This window comes from Pseudomonadota bacterium, from assembly GCA_016719885.1.
Classification (GTDB): domain Bacteria; phylum Pseudomonadota; class Gammaproteobacteria.
This window is the reverse complement of the sequence record JADJYF010000026.1, coordinates 275423-294300: the sequence shown is the minus strand read 5'-3', so window position 1 is coordinate 294300 and position 18878 is coordinate 275423. Positions and strand designations below refer to the sequence as shown.

General features: G+C 65.8%; 16 protein-coding genes. 15 read left to right on the top strand and 1 reads right to left on the bottom strand.

All coding sequences use genetic code 11. The features are described 5' to 3' along the window. The first annotated feature begins 116 nt into the window (after positions 1–116). The 14 genes from IPM80_22060 to IPM80_21995 all read left to right on the top strand — a co-directional run bounded on the left by IPM80_22060 (position 117) and on the right by IPM80_21995 (position 16707). Positions 117–749, top strand: a complete 633-nt coding sequence (locus IPM80_22060; protein ID MBK8961033.1) for a hypothetical protein — start codon at positions 117–119, stop codon at positions 747–749. Positions 750–862: 113 nt separating this feature from the next. Further along, entirely contained in the window at positions 863–2707 is a 1845-nt protein-coding gene (locus IPM80_22055) for a GGDEF domain-containing response regulator (protein MBK8961032.1), read from the top strand. A 537-nt stretch (positions 2708–3244) separates the two neighbouring features. Continuing rightward, positions 3245–5311: a squalene--hopene cyclase gene (gene shc / locus IPM80_22050; protein MBK8961031.1), complete on the top strand. Its 2067-nt coding sequence runs from the start codon at positions 3245–3247 to the stop codon at positions 5309–5311. Positions 5312–5578: 267 nt separating this feature from the next. Continuing rightward, a complete protein-coding gene (locus IPM80_22045) occupies positions 5579–7351 on the top strand; it encodes an acyl-CoA dehydrogenase C-terminal domain-containing protein (GenBank protein MBK8961030.1) in 1773 nt (590 codons plus the stop codon). A 134-nt stretch (positions 7352–7485) separates the two neighbouring features. Beyond that, entirely contained in the window at positions 7486–7977 is a 492-nt protein-coding gene (locus IPM80_22040; protein MBK8961029.1) for a CoA-binding protein, read from the top strand. Positions 7978–8044: 67 nt separating this feature from the next. After that, positions 8045–9328: an O-acetylhomoserine aminocarboxypropyltransferase/cysteine synthase gene (locus tag IPM80_22035; protein ID MBK8961028.1), complete on the top strand. Its 1284-nt coding sequence runs from the start codon at positions 8045–8047 to the stop codon at positions 9326–9328. A 17-nt stretch (positions 9329–9345) separates the two neighbouring features. After that, positions 9346–10752, top strand: coding sequence for an FAD-binding oxidoreductase (locus tag IPM80_22030; protein ID MBK8961027.1), 1407 nt, complete (start codon positions 9346–9348; stop codon positions 10750–10752). Positions 10753–10845: 93 nt separating this feature from the next. Further along, complete coding sequence (locus IPM80_22025; GenBank protein ID MBK8961026.1) at positions 10846–12198, top strand: hypothetical protein; 1353 nt, start codon at positions 10846–10848, stop codon at positions 12196–12198. A gap of 9 nt (positions 12199–12207) precedes the next feature. After that, positions 12208–12279 (top strand): hypothetical protein, encoded by a 72-nt coding sequence (locus tag IPM80_22020; protein ID MBK8961025.1) that lies wholly within the window; start codon positions 12208–12210, stop codon positions 12277–12279. 12 nt (positions 12280–12291) lie between these two features. Beyond that, positions 12292–12786, top strand: coding sequence for a thioesterase family protein (locus IPM80_22015; GenBank protein ID MBK8961024.1), 495 nt, complete (start codon positions 12292–12294; stop codon positions 12784–12786). Continuing rightward, on the top strand, positions 12771–13148 hold the full coding sequence (locus IPM80_22010; protein ID MBK8961023.1) for a gamma-glutamyltransferase: 378 nt from the start codon (positions 12771–12773) through the stop codon (positions 13146–13148). Before IPM80_22015 ends, IPM80_22010 begins: the two co-directional genes overlap by 16 nt. Further along, a complete protein-coding gene (locus IPM80_22005; protein MBK8961022.1) occupies positions 13105–14424 on the top strand; it encodes a gamma-glutamyltransferase in 1320 nt (439 codons plus the stop codon). Before IPM80_22010 ends, IPM80_22005 begins: the two co-directional genes overlap by 44 nt. A gap of 86 nt (positions 14425–14510) precedes the next feature. Next, a complete protein-coding gene (gene rimO / locus IPM80_22000; protein ID MBK8961021.1) occupies positions 14511–15833 on the top strand; it encodes a 30S ribosomal protein S12 methylthiotransferase RimO in 1323 nt (440 codons plus the stop codon). Between the two features lie 4 nt (positions 15834–15837). Beyond that, entirely contained in the window at positions 15838–16707 is an 870-nt protein-coding gene (locus IPM80_21995; protein ID MBK8961020.1) for an NAD(P)-dependent oxidoreductase, read from the top strand. A gap of 183 nt (positions 16708–16890) precedes the next feature. On the opposite strand, the gene IPM80_21990 is transcribed toward IPM80_21995, so the two are convergent. Beyond that, positions 16891–17724, bottom strand: coding sequence for a helix-turn-helix transcriptional regulator (locus IPM80_21990; protein MBK8961019.1), 834 nt, complete (start codon positions 17722–17724; stop codon positions 16891–16893). Positions 17725–17879: 155 nt separating this feature from the next. Between IPM80_21990 and IPM80_21985 the strand changes: the two genes are divergently transcribed. Then, positions 17880–18176, top strand: a complete 297-nt coding sequence (locus IPM80_21985) for a DUF2834 domain-containing protein (GenBank protein ID MBK8961018.1) — start codon at positions 17880–17882, stop codon at positions 18174–18176. Positions 18177–18878: the final 702 nt, after the last annotated feature.

Sequence of the window (18878 nt, the reverse complement as noted above, 5' to 3'; positions counted from 1 at the left end):
CTACAGTTAGCCGACGAAGCCCGGTGCGCGAGAATGGGCCGACGGGAGCCATCCAGGGGACCGGCCGTCACCGGTTTGTGCGCGACATCGAGCTGTCGCAAAAGAGTGGGGGACGCATGGAAAATCACGATGTGCTGGTCGGCTTGTGTCAGGACTTGTTCGCGCGCGGCTTGGGCGAGCTGTTGATGATGCGCGCGCGCGGTCCGCAGGTGATGTTGGGCAACCTCGTCATGGACAAGGGCGCGCTGACCTTCAAGGACCGCGGCCTGTTGAGTGATGTCGAGCCCGCGCGTGTCGCGCCGTGCTGGGACATTGGCATCACGGGCGCCATTTGCAATCTGCACAAGCGGGATTGGGACAGCCTCACCTACCTCGGCCCTGACCTGTGCCACATCCCGGTCAGTCTCAGTTCCACCCGCCATCGGCTGCTGCGCAGCGTGGTGAACGTGGCCGGCGAAGACATGATTACTTTCGAGGGCAGTGCCTACCGGGGCTTCAAGATGCTGCTCGACGCCCACCTCCTGCCCATCGTTCTGCCCTTGGTGATAGAAACCCGCAGCGGTGCCAAGGGACTGGCCGTGACGGACTTCCGCTATGCCTCGGTGCCACTCGAAACGGTGCTGGCGGTCAACGATGCGGTGCGCGCGTCGGTCGAGCGCCAGGTGTCCCTGACCGTAGAGGATTTCGAGGTCAGCGCGGAAGAGTTCGGTTCCTTGTTCAGCGGCTATCTCAAGGAAAACCCGCAGTAGGTGGGGCGCAAGCCTCGGGATATTCCCTTTCGGGAAAAAACGAACATCAATAGCGTGTTAAATGCAATTTGTGATAAGTTCGACAAGGAAGTTCTCGTTACCTAATAAAAAATATGAAGAAACAGAGCGGCAGTGGTGAGCGCTCGACGCGAGCCAACCTGCCACCACGGATTGCGGCCGCGAAACTGTCCAGCGGGCGCGCACAGCCCAAGCTGCGCGCCGTCGGCGAATTGCGTGTGCTGCTGCTCGACCAGGACGCGCGTGCCGTGAGCGCGCTGCGTCGCCAGGTACGCAACCTGCCGGGCGCGATGTCGGTCAGTTTCCAGTCGGTCGCCAAGCTCACGGCGGCGCTCGGTCACCTGGCGGGGCACAAGTTCGACGCTATCCTGATCAGCCTCGGCGTGAGCGATGTCGACGTGCTGACCGCGGTGCGCGATGTGCACGCGGCGGATGCCGGATTGCCCATCATCGTCACCACCCCCTCGGCCGACGAACCGGCGGTGGCGGCCGCCCTTGCCGCCGGCGCCGACGATTTTCTCGAACTCGGGCTCGACGACGGCGCACTGCTGGTGAAGACCCTGCGTTACGCCATCGAGCGCAAACATACCTCGCGTCACCTGGCCTTCCTGTCGCAGTTCGACAAGCTCACCGGGCTCGCCAATCGCGAATTGTTTCGCGACTGCGTACAGCAGGCCTTGCGCCGCGCTGAGCACGCCATGCGCTCGCTGGCAGTCATTTCGCTGGACGTCGACCGCTTCAAGGCCATCAACGAAAGCTTCGGCCACGGCGCCGGCGACGAATTGCTGGTCACGGTGGCTTACCGCCTTAGCGCCTGCGTGCGCAAGGGCGACACCATCGCCCGCACCGGCAGCGATGAGTTCGCGATCCTGCTGGAGAACTTGCACGACCAACGCGAAGTCGAGCGGCTGTGCCAAAAGATTTTGAATGGTCTGTCTGAACCGATATTCGTGCGCGGCGAGGAGATCGCGGTGACCGCCAGCATCGGCGTCAGCTTCTGCCCCGGCGGCGAGGCCGAGGTGGCCGACCTGCTGCGCCGCGCCGACAACGCCCTCAATCGCGCCAAGAAAGACGGTCGTGGGAGTTTCTGCGTGTTCACCGAGGCACTGCAGGCGGCCTCGGATGAAAACCTGCAGATGGAGTCGGCGCTGCGGCGGGCCATCAGCGAGGACGCCCTGTTCCTGTGCTACCAGCCCAAGCTGTGCCTGCAGACGGGGCAGGTGGTGGGCGCCGAAGCGCTGCTGCGCTGGCGCCATCCCCGGCTCGGGGTGGTGATGCCGACCCGCTTCGTGCCGCTGGCCGAGGAGTGCGGTCTCATCGTACCGATAGGCGAATGGGTGCTGCGTCGGGCCTGCCAGGATGTGCGCCGCTGGCGCGAACTCGGTTTCGACGACTTGACCGTCGCGGTCAATCTTTCCACCCAGCAATTCCGTCACGGCGGCCTCGGCGCCACCGTGGAACGTGTGCTGGAAGAGACCGGCGCCGATCCCAATCAATTGGTGCTGGAAATTACCGAGAGCCTGCTGTTGGACGACGACGACAGCAGCCGCAGCCAACTCGACGCGCTGAAAGCCATGGGCATTGCCGTCTATCTCGACGATTTCGGTACCGGCTACTCGTCGCTGTCCTACCTCAAGCGCTTCCGTATCGATGGCTTGAAGATCGACCGCAGTTTCGTGCACGACCTGCCCGGCAATCCCGACGAGGAAGCCATCACCCGCGCCATCATCGCGCTGGGGCGCGCCCTGCGCCTGGGCGTGATCGCGGAAGGCGTGGAGAGCCGTGAGCAGCTTGAACTGCTGCTGCGCGAGGGCTGCGATGCGGTGCAGGGCTACCTGTTCAGCGCACCCTTGCCGTTCGACGAATTCGTGGCCGGGCTGCCGGCCGGGTTCGGCCGCCACGCGGTCGGCGCGCTGGCGTCCATCGAACATCTGCAATAGGTGTCGCGGCCGGTGCGCCGCCCGCTTGTTGCATTTGTGCCGCAAAGGCGCGTGGGATCTGTCTGATTTTACGCGTAAAACCTTGCATCGACGCCCCGGATCGGGGATTATCCGCGTATTAATAAAACAACGACGGCCTAGCCCGCGTCAGCGTCGCAGGCCAAATGAAGAACGCGCATCAAGGTTTTCTGGCCCGGACGACCCGCGTTGATACAGCGACAGGCGAGGCATCGCCAGCGGGGCACAACTTCCACGGACTTTTGGCGAGAACGATAGACCAGCAGCGACGCGTGGCTTGCGTCAGGTCATATGTTTGCGCACCAAGTACTGGAATGTTTGGCCTTTTAGGCTGTCGGTAGTCGACAGACACGGCCATGCATGGTGGAATGCTGCAGAACAGCATTTCGCGCATGCGAGGCGCGGTCTTCAGCGCACCGACGCGATGTGTGCACGGCGTTTGCCGCGCGGCCTGTCGCCATACGCAGGAAACAATTGAGCGCGCCCGTCAGGGAGCGCGCCGGCTGGACTCATCGGAAAATGATCGAAGAACGACAAAAAGCTTATTCGCGAGTAGTCACCGAACACGGTGTTGAAGTGCAACCCGGGCTGTGGCGTGAACGCGCCGTGCAGCCGCTCGAGCGCGCCGTGGACGCTGTCCAGGATTGTCTCAACCGCGCCTCGCAGGCTTTGCTCGGACGCCAGGCCAACGACGGCCACTGGCGTTTCGACCTCGAGGCCGATGCCACCATCCCCTCGGAATACATTCTTCTCCAGCATTTCCTCGGCCGCTCCAACAAGGAACGTGAAGAGGGCATCACCCGTTACCTGCGCCGTCGCCAGAATCGCAACGGCAGTTGGTCGCTGTACCACGGCGGCCCGGGCGACATGAGCGCCACGGTCAAGGCCTATTTCGCGCTCAAGATGATGGGGCAGTCGCCGGACGCACCGTTCATGGTGCGCGCGCGTGCCTGGGTTCTGGCCAACGGCGGCGCCGAGAAGGTCAACGTTTTCACCCGCATCGCGCTGGCGGTGTTCGGGCAATTGCCGTGGCGCACGGTGCCGGCCATGCCGGTCGAAATCATGTTCCTGCCGCGCTGGTGGTTCTTCAACCTCAGCAAGGTGTCCTACTGGTCGCGGTGCGTGATCGTGCCGCTGCTGATCCTGTTCGCCAAGCGGCCGGTGGTGCATGTCGATGCCGAACTCGGTATCGCCGAACTGTTCCATTCGGCGCCGATGAAGCTGCGCAACCTCGACAGTTTCGACATTCGCAGCCCGCTCAAGAGCTTCTTCATCCTGCTCGACCGCACCATCAAGGTGTTCGAGCCGCTCATTCCAAACGCGATCCGCGGACGGGCGCTCAAGCTCGCCGAGAACTGGATGCGCGACCACACCAAGGGCAAGGGCGGCATCGGCGCCATCTACCCGGCCATGGCCAATGCCGCGATGGCGCTGCGCATCCTCGGCGCGCCCGAAGATGACGCCGACTTCGTGCGTACCGTGCAGGCCATCGAAGACCTGGTGCTGGATAGCGAGAACGAGACCTACGTACAGCCCTGCGTGTCGCCGATCTGGGACACCTGCCTGTCCCTGAGCGCGCTCACCGAAGCCGGTGCCCAGAGCGATCATCCGGCCGTGCAGCAGGCGGTCGAGTGGTTGTTCGATCACCAGATTTTCGTGATGGGTGACTGGGCCGATCGCGCGCCGGGCCTCGAATCCGGCGGTTGGGCGTTCCAGTACGAGAACGACAAGTACCCGGACGTCGACGACACCGGCATGGTGCTGATGTCGCTGCTGCGCGCCGGCGCGCACGACAAGCAGCACAAGCGCAAGCGTCTCAACCAGGCACTGAACTGGCTGCTCGGCATGCAGAATCCCGATGGCAGCTGGGGCGCGTTCGACATTGGCAACAATAATGAATACCTGAACAAGATCCCGTTCGCCGATCACGGCGCGCTGGTCGATCCGGGCACCGCGGATCTGACCGCGCGCTGCGTCGAATTGCTGGCGATGCTGGGCCATGACGCCAGCTTCCCGCCTGTGCAGCGCGCCCTCAAGTTCCTGGTGGAAGACCAGGAAGAGGACGGTTCCTGGTACGGTCGCTGGGGCGTGAATTACATCTACGGCACCTGGAGCGTGCTGGCGGCACTCGGCGCGATCAGCGAAGACGTCGCCAAGCCCTACGTGCGCAAGGCCGTGCAGTGGCTGCAGGACCATCAGAACGAAGACGGCGGCTGGGGCGAAAGCTGCAATACTTACGACGATCCGGCGCTGACCGGGCACGGCATCAGCACGCCGTCGCAGACTGCGTGGGCCTTGCTCGGCCTGATGGCGGTTGGCGCGGCCGGCACGCCCCATGTGCAGCGTGGTGTCGATTACCTGGTGCGTACCCAGAACGCGGCGGGCGAGTGGGACGAAGAGGAGTACACCGGCACCGGTTTCGCCAAGGTGTTCTACCTGCGCTATCACGGCTATGCCCGCTACTTTCCGGTGTGGGCGCTGGCGACCTATGCACGGGCGCGCCAGGGTCTGCCGACGCGCCAGGTGGAAGTCATCACCGAAGGGCCGATAGATCTCGGACCGATCCCGGTCCTGGCCATGGCCTGAGCGCCACGTCGCGGCGAGACCGCGGCGCGGCGAGCGCGCCCGCCATCCCCGGTGGGCGCTCAAGGGCGCGCCGCGCTTGACGCAATAGCACTGTTGACGATGATCAGAACTCGGCCTCGTGCCGAGTTTTGCGTGATGGGGAAGCGGCCGCGGCCCGACGGCGCGCCTTCGAGGTAAGAGGGCAGCAGGGACGGCGCGCCGCGCGTGCACTGAACGGGCCGATGGTCCGCCCAGGATCAGAATAACGAATCAATCCGGAGACCAGAGATGGCCGAGTACACAGCGCCGCTGCGCGATATGCAGTTCGTGATCAACGAGCTGATCGGCATGGCGCGCATGCAGCAGTTGGCGGGGTTCGACGAAGTGAGCGCCGATTTGAGCGATGCGGTGCTGGAAGAGGCCGCCAAACTCGCCAGCGAGGTGCTGTCGCCGCTCAACCGGGTCGGCGATACGGTCGGATGCCGGCTCGAGGGCGACGTCGTCCACACCCCGCCCGGCTGGCGCGAGGCCTACCAGGCGTTCTGTGATGGTGGCTGGAACGGCCTGGCGATGAATCCGGAATTCGGTGGCCAAGGTCTGCCCAAGGTGGTGGCGACCGCGGTCGGCGAAATGTGGGACAGCGCCAACATGGCTTTCGGTCTGTGCCCGATGCTGACCGGCGGCGCCATCGAAGCGGTCGAGCAGCACGGCGACGACAACCTGCGTGCGACCTACCTCGCCAAGCTGGTTTCCGGCACCTGGACCGGCACCATGAATCTCACCGAGCCGCAGGCCGGCTCCGATCTCAGCGCGGTGCGCTCGCGCGCGGTGCCGAACGGCGATCACTACCTCATCAGCGGTCAGAAGATCTTCATCACCTACGGTGAGCACGACATGACCGACAACATCGTGCACCTGGTGCTGGCGCGCCTGCCCGACGCGCCCGAGGGCACGCGCGGCATTTCCCTGTTCGCGGTGCCGAAGTTCCTGGTCAATGCCGATGGCACGCTGGGGCGGCGCAACGACCTGCGCTGCGTGTCGATCGAACACAAGCTCGGCATCCACGGCAGCCCGACGGCGGTGATGTCCTACGGTGACAATGGCGGCGCGGTCGGCTACCTGGTGGGTGAGCTGAACAAGGGCCTCATGCACATGTTCACCATGATGAACGCGGCTCGCCATGCGGTCGGTCGCGAGGGCGTGGCGATTGCCGAGCGCGCCTATCAGAAGGCCTTGCAGCATGCCCGCGAGCGCGTACAGGGCCAGGTGCCGGGCGCCGGTCCGCGCGCGACCATCATCGAACACCCCGACGTCAAGCGCATGCTCATGAGCATGAAGTGCCAGATCGAAGCGATGCGTGCGCTGTCCTACGTGTGCGCGCTCGAGTACGACACCGCCGAGCTCGATGCCGATGCCGAGCGTCGTGCGCGTGCGAGTCGCCGCGGCGACCTGCTGACGCCGATCGTCAAGGCCTGGTGCACCGAGACCGGCGCCGAGCTCGCCTCGCTGGGCGTGCAGGTGCACGGCGGCATGGGATACATCGAAGAGACCGGCGCCGCGCAGTTCTTCCGCGATGCGCGCATAGCGCCGATCTACGAGGGCACCACCGGCATCCAGGCCGGTGACCTGGTCGGTCGCAAGACCTTGCGCGACAGCGGTCATGCCATGCGTGAGCTGATTGCCGACATGCGCGCCACGGTGGCCAACATGCAGCAACTCGATGGCACGGCGGCCAAGGTGCGCGACGCACTGGCGGTCGCGGTCGATCATCTCGAGGTGGTGGTGGGCTGGCTGTGCGGCGCCGCTTCCGATCCGCGCCTGCCGGCCTCGGCGGCGGTCTCCTATTTGCAGCTGGCGGGGCTGGTGTGCGGCGGCTGGATGATGGCCGAAGCCGCCGCGCGCAGCGCGTCGCAGCTCGCCAGTGGTGACGATTTCTATCGCGCCAAGCTCGCCTCGGCCGGTTTCTATGCCGCGCAGATCCTGCCCCAGGCCGGCGCGCTGGCCGACATCATCGTGCATGGCTCCGCGGCGGTGGCCGAACTCGATACAGCGCTGCTGTAGGGCGTCGCGCGCGGCCCCGGGCACGGGTGCCGCGCGGGAATGCTTCTGCTATCGTTCCGCCTCACGCGCGTCGGCGCATCCCTGTCATCGTTGCGAGGCAGGACGCGACGCGCTTCCTGCGCCGGAGAACGACAGTGGCAAGCCTTGCCGATTTCGAAACAGACATTCCAAGCCTGCGGCGTATCCTCGCCGAATCTCGCACCATCGCCGTGGTCGGCCTCTCGCAGAACTGGCATCGGCCGAGCAACTTCGCCGCCAAGTATCTCAAGCACCACGGCTACCGCATCATCCCGGTCAATCCCGCCTACGACGAAGTGCTGGGCGAGAAATGCTATGCCAGCCTCGCCGACATTCCCGAGCCGGTGGACGTGGTCGACTGCTTCCGTCGCTCGGAAGACATTCCGCCGCTGGCTGAAGCCGCCATCGCCATCGGCGCCAAGGTGCTGTGGATGCAGCTCGGCGTCATCAACCTGGAGGCGGCCGAACGCGCGCGTGCCGCCGGTCTCGACGTGGTGATGGATCGCTGCATCAAGATTGAACACGCGCGGCTCATGGGCGGACTCAATTTCGTGGGCGTCAACACCCGCGTGATTTCTTCCAAGCGACCCAAGGTCATCGTCAACTAGACGCATCGTCAATGAATGCGCGTGCGCGGCATCGATGCGATGGCGCGCAGCGCCAGTAGAGACCACCATGGCAGATCACGAATTCGGTTTTGAAACCCTGGCGCTGCATGCCGGCCAGATCCCCGACCCGGCGACCGGCTCGCGCGCGACGCCCATCTACCAGACCACCTCCTACGTGTTCGACGACACCGAGCACGCCGCGAGCCTGTTCAACCTGCAGACCTTCGGCAACATCTACACGCGCCTCAGCAATCCGACCACGGCGGTGTTCGAGGAGCGCATGGCGGCGCTCGAAGGCGGGCGCGCCGGTCTGGCCGTGAGTTCCGGCATGGCGGCTTCCGCGATCGCGCTGCAGACCCTGTGCGAGGCCGGCGATCACATCGTCGCGGCGCGCACCCTGTATGGCGGCACGCACACCTTGCTCGATTTCAACTTCAAACGTTTCGGCATCGAGGCGACCCTGGTCGACGCCGATGACCCCAAGGCCTTCGCCGCCGCCATCAAGCCCAACACCAAGGTGGTGTATGCCGAGACCATCGGCAATCCGGTGATCAACGTGCTGGATATCGAAGCGGTGGCGGCGGTCGCGCACGAGGCCGGCGTGCCACTCATGCTCGACAACACGTTCCCGACGCCTTACCTGTGCCAGCCGTTCAAATGGGGCGCGGACATCGTCATCCATTCGGCCACCAAGTTCATCGGCGGGCACGGCACCACCATCGGTGGGGTGATCGTCGAGTCCGGCAAGTTTCCGTGGGACAACGGCAAGTTTCCCGGCATGACCGAGCCGTCGGACGGCTATCATGGCGTACGCTTCTACGAGACCTTCGGTGATTTCGGCTACACCATGCGCGCGCGTCTCGAACAGCTGCGCGTGATGGGCTCGTCCATCAGTCCGCTGTCGAGCTTCCTGCTGTTGCAGGGGCTGGAAACCTTGCCGGTGCGCATGGACCGTCACTGTGACAACGCCTTGGCGGTGGCCGAGTTCCTGGCCGCGCATCCGCGCGTGGCGTGGGTGCGTTACCCGGGTCTGAAGAACGACAAGTACCATGACCTCGCACGCAAATACACGCCGCGCGGCGCCAGCGCCATCCTGAGTTTCGGCATCAAGGGCGGCGTCGCGGCCGGCGCGCGTTTCATCGAGAGCGTGCAGTTCCTGAGCCACCTGGCCAATGTCGGCGACGCCAAGACCCTGGTCATCCATCCGGCCTCGACCACCCATCGCCAGATGAGCGAGGAACAGCAGATCGCGGCCGGCGTGATGCCGGACATGATCCGTTTGTCGGTGGGCATCGAGACCCTGTCCGACATCCTGTGGGACATCGACCAGGCACTGGCGAAATCGACCTGAGCGGGAAGGGCGACGACATGAACGACTTGCTGGCGGCGATCAAGGGCGTGTTGACCGACGGAGACGTGTTGTCGGGTCGCGATGCCACACAGCGCGCGGCGGGCATCTGGCGCAACGACACCATCCTGGCCGAGATCATCGTGCGGCCGACCTCGACCGCGGAAGTCGCGGCGGTCATGAAACTGTGCCACGCGCGCAACCAGCACGTGGTCGTGCATGGCGGTTTGACCGGCCTCGTGCATGCCGGCGACACGCGCAGCGACGACGTGGTGATCTCCACCGAGCGCATGAACCGCATCGAGGAACTCGACACCCTGGGCCGCACCATGACCTTGCAGTCCGGCGTGCCGCTGCAACTGGTGCACGAAGCGGCGGAAGCGGCCGGCCTCATGTTCCCGGTCGATCTTGGCGCGCGGGGCTCCTGCCAGATTGGCGGCAACGTTTCGACCAATGCCGGTGGCCTGCGCGTGATCCGCTACGGCATGACGCGCGACAACGTACTCGGACTCGAAGCGGTGTTGAGCGACGGCAGCGTGGTGTCGTCGATGAATCAGATGCTGAAGAACAATTCGGGCTACGACTTGAAGCACTTGTTCATCGGCTCGGAAGGCACGCTCGGCATTGTCACGCGCCTGGTGTTGCGCCTGCGCAGCGCCTTGCCCGCGCGCCACACCGCGCTGGTGGCCTTTCCCGAGTTCAGCGCGGTGTTGAAATTCCTGTCCTACGTGGACGGCGCGCTGTCCGGCAACCTGTCCGCCTACGAAGTGATGTGGCCGGATTTCTTTCTCTACCAGCGCGACAAGGTCGGCGGCGCCGCCCACCAGATAGGCGGCGAGCATCCGTTCTACGCCATCGTCGAAAGTCTAGGCGCTGACCAGGAACGCGAAGCGGAGGTGTTCGAAGCGGCGCTCATGCGCGCCCACGACGAAGGCCTGCTGGCCGACGCGCTGGTCGCCAAGTCCGGCGCCGAGAGCGCCGCCATCTGGCGCATTCGTGACGAGGTCGAACACCTGTTCAAGCTCGGCCAGGTGATGTTCTTCGACGTCAGCCTGACCACCGCGCCGATGGCCGACTATGTCGCCGAAGTGCGCGCGCGCGTCGACGCGCTGCCCTTCGACGGCCATTTCTTTGCCTACGGCCATCTCGGCGACGGCAACCTGCATTTCTCGGTGGCGCTGGACGGTGACATCGAAGCGCATCGCCATGCGATCGAGGAAGCGGTGTACGTACCGCTACGCGCGCTCGGCGGCTCGGTGTCGGCCGAGCACGGCATCGGTCTGGAAAAACAGCCGTGGCTTGGCATTTCGCGCAGCGACACGGAGCTGGCCCTGATGCGCCGACTCAAGCATGCGCTCGACCCCAAGGGCTTGCTCAACCGCGACAAGATCTTCCAATACGACGGCGAAGAGCTGCCGCGCCCGTAGGTGCGAATTCATTCGCACATCGACACGCACGCCGCGCTGGCCGCGCCGAGCCCAAATGTGCGAATGAATTCGCACCTGCGGAAATCCTGATTCATGTTCGCCGACGCTGCCGCGCTGCTCGGCGAAATCGAGGCGCGCGATCTGACGCATGTCTCGCTCGCTTGTCTCGACTGGGACGGGCGTTTGCGCGCCAAGCATTACAGCGCGCACGCCCTGGCGGCGGCCCTGCGTCACGGCGTGGCCATGACCACCACCATCTTCGCCCAGGACATCGCCGACACGCCGATAGACATCGGCCCGTTCGAGGATGCCGCGGGCGGCTATCGCGACGGTCGTTTGCACCTCGATGTCGGCAGCGCGCGCGACGCGCCGTTCGAAGCCGGCGGCAGGGGCCTTTTGCTGCTGGGCGATTTCCAGCCGCCCCATGACGTTTACTGTCCACGCGCGCAGCTGCGCGCCGAACTCGCGCGCTACGCCGCGCTGGGCCTGGAAGTGCGCGGCGGCTATGAACTCGAATTCCGCCTGCTCGATGAAAACGCCATGGATCTCACGCGCAAGTCGGCCGCCCAGCTGCATTGCGCGCCGGCCTTCGAGCGCATGTATGGCCTGGTCGACCAGGCCGGCAGTAGCGACTTCCTGCATGGACTCGAACGCTGGGCGGCGGCCATGGATGTGCCGATAGCCACCGTGCATCACGAATTCAAGGGCATGGTGGAAATGTCCCTGGCCAGGACGGGCGGTCTCGCCATTGCCGACAACGCGGTGCTGGCGCGCAGCCTGGCCGCGATACTCGCCGCGCGCGAGCGGCGCCTTGCCTGTTTCATGGCCAGGCTGGCGCCGGGTCTGCAGAGCGCGGGCGCGCATCTCAACCTGTCCCTGTGGCGCGACGGCCGCAATGTCTTTTTCGATGATGGTGGCGATGATGGCAGCGCCACGCTGCGCGCCTTCATCGCCGGCCTGCAGGCCGAAGTGCCCGGCCTGTTCGTGCTGTGCGCGCCGACCATCAATGCCTACAAGCGTTTCGCGCCGGACAGCATTGCGCCTGGCCGCAACTGCTGGGGCGTCAACAACAAGACCGTCGCCTATCGGGTGGTGGAAGATGACGCCGAGCATGCGCGCGTCGAGATCCGCGTGCCTGGCGCCGACGTGCATCCGCACCTGGTGCTGTGCGCGATGCTGGCGGCCGGGCGCCATGGCATCGAGCAAGGCCTCGCGCCGACCGCGCCCTGCCTGGGCGATGGCGCCGATCCGTCGGCGCCGGCGGCCGCGCCGTTTCCGCGCGATCTCGCCAGCGCCACCGCCGCCTGGCGTGCATCCGCCGCGGCCGCGCGACTGTTCGGCGCCGAGTTCGTCGATGCCTATGCGCGCAGCCGCGAATGGCAGCTGCAGCGCTTCGCGAGCGCTGTCACCGATTGGGAGCTGCAGCACTATGCACGCAGCGTGTGAGCGCGCGCCGTGATTGCAATCGCGGGAGGCGGCTGCTTCAATGCGGCCCCGGCACCCGCGGTGCTCCCAATGCCATCCTGATCCCAGCCCGTCATGTCACAAGCGAACATCCCCACGCCCTACATCGGTTATTCCCTGGTCAAGCCCGCGTGGCTGGACGCCAATGGCCACATGAACGTTGCGCATTACGTGTCGGCCTACGACGACGGCAGCTGTCCGATGTTCGACGACTTCGGCCTCGGCTGGGATTACACCCACCAGGGCGTCGGTTCGATGTTCATGGTGAGCTCCAGCATCGATTTCCGGCGTGAACTGATGGCCGGCGACCCGCTGGAAATGACCACCCTGCTGCTCGGCTACGACCGACGCCGCATCCACATCTACCAGGAGCTCTATCACCGCGAGCAGCGCTACCTGTCCGCCCAGGCCGAGTTCGTGTTCCTGCATATCAGTTTCGCCACGCGCCGCGCGTCGGTGATGCCGGAGCCGTCGCTGCAACGCCTGGCCGAGATCGCGGCCGTGCATGGGCGCGTGCCGCGGCCGCCCTTCGTCGGCCGTTCCATCGGTCTCGAATGGAAGCCGGGCTGAGCGCCGACGCGCCCATCGTCGCGCGTCACGGCGCGGCCGCCACCAGTCAGCGCCTGGCGACGCAGGTCGCCGTCGATTTGTTGCGCGCCGGCGGCAGCGCGGTTGACGCCGCACTCGGCGCGAATGCGATGTTGAGTCTCATCGAGCCGCACATGTGCGGGCCGGGCGGCGACCTGTTCGCCCTGGTGTGGGAGCCCGGCGAACGCCGTCTGCATGGATTGAACGCCAGCGGTCGCGCCGCGCGGCGGCTTGAGCCTTGCAGAGCTGCGCGCGCGACTGGGCGACGCCACCACCATCCCGATCCACGGCGTCCATTCCATGACCGTGCCCGGCGCGGTGCGCGGCTGGCAGGCGCTGCATGAACGTTTCGGACGTCTCGATCTCGGCACCATCTACGCCCCCGTCATCGACCATGCACGGCGCGGCGTGGAGATTGGCCCGGCCACCGCGGCGTGGTGGACGCATGCGGCGGCGGCGGTGCAGGCCGCCGACATCGGCGCGCTGGCGGCAGGCTTCATCCGCACCTTCCTGCCGGCGGGCGCCGCGCCGACGGCCGGCACGCGCTTTCGCAACCCGGCGCTGGCCTCGACCTATGCCAGCCTTGCCGCGCGCGGTTTCGATGATTTTTATAGCGGCGAACTCGGCGCACGGCTGGCCGACTATCTCGCCGCCTGCGGTTCACCGGTCGATGCCGCCGACCTTGCCGCTGCCAGCGCAGAGTGGGTGACACCCATCACCACCTCGTATCGCGGCTACGACATTTACGAACTGCCGCCCAATGGCCAGGGCCTCGCGGTGTTGCAGATCCTGAACATGCTGGAGAGCTTGCCGCTCGCCGACTGCGCGCCGCACAGCCACGATTACTGGCACGCCTTCATCGAAGCCAAGAAGCTCGCCTTCGAAGACCGCGCGCGTTTCTACGCTGACCCGGCCTTCAGCGCCGTGCCGATAGCCGCGCTCGCCGACAAGGCCTACGCCGCGCAGCGCATCGCGAGCCTGGGCGTGCGCGCCAACCAGGCGCCGCGGCCGGGCGCCGGCGCCATCGCGGTGGGCGACACCACCTATCTCACCGTGGCCGACGAACGCGGCATGATGGTGTCGCTGATCCAGAGCATCTTCCAGGGCTTCGGCTGCGGGCTCACGCCGCCGGAGCTCGGCTTCGCGCTGCAGTGTCGCGGCGCGGGTTTCACGCTCGAAGCGGACAGGCCGAACAGCTACGCGCCGGGCAAGCGTCCTTTCCACACCATCATCCCGGCGTTCGTAATGCAGGGCGGCGAGCCCTACATGGCGTTCGGCGTGATGGGCGGCGACGTGCAGCCGCAGGGCCAGGTGCAGGTGCTGGTCAATCACCTCGATTTCGGCATGGACATCCAGGCCGCCGGCGCCGCGCCGCGCATGCGTCACGACGGGCTCAACAGCCCGAGCCAGGCCCGCGAGTCCGACGGCGGCGTGGTGTTTGTCGAGGACGGTTTCGCGCCGGCGCTGTTGGCGGCGCTGGAAGCGCGCGGTCATGAGCTCAAGCCCGCCACCCATCCGGTCACGCACTTCATGGGCGGCTACCAGTGCATACGGCGCACTTCGACGGGCTGGCAAGCGGCCAGCGAACCACGCTTCGACGGTTGCGCTCTCGGCTATTGAGGGGCGCGCGCGGCGCGCCCGCGCCGCCCTGCGCGACGGCCTGTTAAACTGCCGGCTTCCCGGTTCCGCGCAGCGTCTCGCCCATCATGAAAGCACCTCCCAAGATCGGTTTCGTCAGCCTCGGCTGTCCCAAGGCCCTGGTCGATTCCGAGCGCATCCTCACGCAGTTGCGCGTCGAGGGCTATGCCATCTCGCCGACCTATGACGACGCCGCGCTGGTGGTGGTCAACACCTGTGGCTTCATCGACAGCGCCAAGCAGGAATCCCTCGACGCCATCGGCGAAGCGCTGGCCGAGAACGGCAAGGTCATCGTCACCGGCTGCATGGGCGTCGACGAGCACAACATCCGCAACCTGCATCCGGCAGTGCTGAGCGTCAGCGGTCCGCAGCAATACGAGGCGGTGCTGTCGGCCGTGCACGCCCACGCGCCGATGACGCGGGAGCATGATCCCTTCACCGACCTGGTGCCGCCGCAGGGCATCAAGCTTACCCCGCGTCACTATGCCTACTTGAAGATCTCCGAAGGCTGCAACCACAAGTGCAGTTTCTGCATCATCCCCAGCATGCGCGGCGCGCTGGTCAGCCGGCCGATAGGCGAGGTGATGGACGAAGCCGAGCGCCTGGTGGCGGCGGGGGTCAAGGAACTCTTGGTGATCTCGCAGGACACCAGCGCCTACGGCTCGGACCTGCGCTATCGCACCGGTTTCTGGCAGGGCAAGCCATTGAAGACCAGCTTCCAGGCGCTGTGCGCGGCGCTCAAGGAACTCGGCGTGTGGGTGCGCCTGCACTACGTCTATCCCTATCCGCACGTCGACGAAGTGCTGCCGCTGATGAGCGAGAGCGGCCTGCTGCCTTATCTCGACGTACCTTTTCAGCACGCCAGTCCACGCATTCTGAAACTCATGCGCCGGCCGGCGGCCGCCGAGAAGACATTGGAACGCGTGCAGGCCTGGCGGCGCGCGCAGCCCGACATCACCCTGCGCAGCACTTTCATCGTCGGCTTTCCCGGCGAGACCGACGAGGACTTCGAAGCGCTGCTCGACTTCCTGCGCGAAGCCGAGCTCGATCGCGTGGGCTGCTTCCAGTATTCGGCGGTGGCGGGCGCGGCGGCCAACGCGCTGGCGGGCGCGGTGCCGGAAGAGTTGAAACTCGAACGCTGGGAGCGCTTCATGGAAACCCAGGCCGAGATCAGCGCCGCGCGTCTCGCGCGCAAGATTGGTCGCGAAATGACCGTGCTGGTCGATGACATCGAAGGCGAGCTGGCGCTGGCGCGCAGCAGCGCCGACGCGCCGGAAATCGATGGCCTGGTGCGCATCGACGGCGCCGCCCATCTCGAGCCGGGCCAGCAGGTGCGCGTGCGCATCATCGACTCTGACGACTACGATCTCGACGCCGAACTTGTGGACTGACGCCATGGCCAATGTCGCCTTCATCGGACTCGGCAACATGGGTTATCCCATGGCCGGTCACCTCAGCAACGCTGGCCACGCGGTGACGGTGTTCAATCGCACGGCCGCTACCGCCGCGCGCTGGCAGAGCGAGTACGAAGGCAAGCTCGCGGCCAGCCCGGCACTGGCGGCGCGCGACGCCGAGTTCGTATTCACCTGCGTCGGCAACGACGACGATCTGCGCAGCGTGGTGCGTGGCGCGGGCGGTGTGCTCGAGACCCTGCCTGCCGGCAGCGTGCTGGTCGACCACACGACCACCTCGGCGGAGGTGGCGCGCGAACTGGCGGGGCTGTGCCACGCACGCGGCGCGGCCTTCATCGACGCGCCGGTGTCGGGCGGCCAGGCCGGCGCCGTCAACGGCGTGCTGACCATCATGTGTGGCGGCAACGAGCATGATTTCGAACGGGCGCGCGCGGTGATGTCGGCCTATGCCCGGGCCTCGGCGCTGGTCGGCCGCGTTGGCGCCGGTCAAATGACCAAGATGGTCAACCAGATCTGCATCGCCGGCGTGCTGCAGGGGCTCGCCGAAGGGCTCAATTTCGGCCAGTGCGCGGGGCTCGACATGAATGTCGTCATCGAAGTCATCGCCAAGGGCGCGGCGCAGTCGTGGCAGATGGACAACCGCGCCGCCACCATGTGTCGCGGCGAATACGACTTCGGTTTCGCGGTGGACTGGATGCGCAAGGATCTCGGCATCGTGCTCGACGAGGCCGCTCGCAATGGCGCGCGCGTGCCGGTCACGGCGCTGGTGGATGGCTATTACGCCGAAGTGCAGAAGCTCGGCGGGCGACGCTGGGATACCTCCAGCATCATCGAGGCGCTGCGTAAACAGTAGGTGCGAATTCATTCGCACATTCGAGCAGATGTGTGCCAGCGAATGTCGCTGAAGTCTGACGAGCTTCGCTCACTTCTTTGTGGGGCGACTTCAGCTGACATCGCAAGGCGCAGAATTCATTCGCACTCTTTACTGTGGGTCAGGCTTAAGCCTGACACGCGAAGCGTGCGAATGAATTCGCACCTACGAGGCCAGCTGTTTGAACAGCGCCTCGGTCGCGGCGTCCTCGGGAAAAAAGGTCTCGACGCGGATCTCGTCGGTGGTGATGTCGTAGGGCGTGCCGAAGGTCGAGATCATCGAGATCAGGCGCAGTTCCAGCGTGTCGTGTCCCATCACCAGCGGTACCAGCGGCGGCGCCGCGCCGAGCGAGGCGTTGGCCGTCATCCACTGCGCGGGGATGCTCGGGTCCTTGCGCAGTTCCTCGATGAAGGCCAGCGCCTTGTCGTTCTTGGCGGCGGCGAGTTCGCGGTACAGGCGTTGCAACATGAACGGCCCGACTTCGTCGAAATTACGGATGAAGGGCCGTGCGCCCGCGTTGTGAAACACCAGGCGCAAGAGGTTGGGGCGGCCGTCGGGGCAGCAGGCCGCCCACACCGCGGCCGGCTCGCCGAACAGGCCGAGCATGGCGGTGAAGCCGCGATTCTCCAGCAACACGTCGTAATCCCTGTCGACCACCACCGCCGGATAGGGATCGTGATGGGCGAGCATGCGCGTCAGCGCATCCTGCACCGGCGCCATGTCGCGTTCCGACAGGCCGCGCTCGCGATAGAAGGGCGCGAAGCCGGCCGCCGTGAGCAGGCTGTTGCGCTCGCGCAAGGGCACTTCCAGGACTTCCGCCAGCTGCAGCACCATCTGTTGACTGGGGCGCGCGCGGCCCGATTCGAGAAAACTCAGGTGGCGCTGGGACACCGCGCTCTCGAGCGCGAGTTCGAGCTGGCTGAGCTTGCGGCTGGTGCGCCATTGGCGCAGCAGCGCGCCAAAACGGAGTTCGGGCAAGGTCATGGTGATCTGCGACATGGGCCGGTCTCGCTGCTCATTCCACGACGCACAGCATAGACGCTGGCGTGCCCGCCACAATTACGTGCAGCGTAATTGCAGGACCTCACCACGGTGCCTGATGGTAGCCCCACGCACCTTTGATGCGTGTATCCAATTCAACCGGGAGTACCGACATGACCATCAAACCTGTTCTCGTCTTTTGCATACTCTTGCCTTTCAGCCTGCTGTCCGCCTACGCAATGTGGGAAGTGGGCTACATCGGTATCTTCACCTCGAGCTTCGACAACTGGGGCACCGTGCAGGTGCTGTGCGATCTCGTCGTCGTGTGCCTGCTGGCGATAATCTGGATGATCAACGATGCGCGTAGTCGCGGCCTCAATGCCTGGCCCTACGTGGTGGTGACGGTACTGGCCGGGTCCTTTGGGCCGTTGTTCTACCTCTTGAAGCGAGGCGCGGCGAGCCACGCGTGAATGTGCGGATGAATTCGCACCTGCAGGTGCCGCGGCACGGGGCCCCCCCCGTGGGCGCCGTCCGGCCCGGCCCGCCCGCGTTGTGGGTCGGGCCGGGGGCGGCGGCCCGGTGTTTGGTTTTGTTTTTTTTTTGTTTTTTTTTGTTTTGGTGTTCGCCGTTGTTTTTGTTTTGTTTTTTGCTTTGCCGTGTTGGCGGTGGGTGTTCCCGTTTTTTTTGTGGTTTGCCCCCGCCCGGCCCCGCGGCGTGGGTGCGCCCTGTGCGGGGCGCCCCGCGGCGGGCGCCCGGGGTCGCGCCGCCCCCCGGCCCCGCGGCCGGGGGCGCGGGCGGGCGGCTTCCGCTTTGTTTGTTGCTGTGCTGTGGTTTGCTGTTTCCCGCCGTTTTCGGGGCCGCGCCGCGTGTTTGTGGGCTTTGGTGGCGGGCGCCCGGGGGGCCTGCGTGCGGGCGGCTCGGCCCGCGGGCGGCGCGGGCGGTGGGCGGGCGGGTTTTTTGGCCGGGTGCCGCGGCTGTGCGCCGGGCTGGGCCCGGGGCGTTTCCTTGGTTGGCCGTCGGGGGCTTGTCGGCCTGCCGGTTTGGTGCCGTTTTTGTTTTTGTGTGGGGGGGTTGGTTTTGTTGTGTTTGGCGGTTTTTTTTGCTGTGGTGGTTTTTTGTTGGTGGTGCGCGCGGGGCGCTTGGTGTGGTGGCCGGGCCGTTTTTGTTTGTTG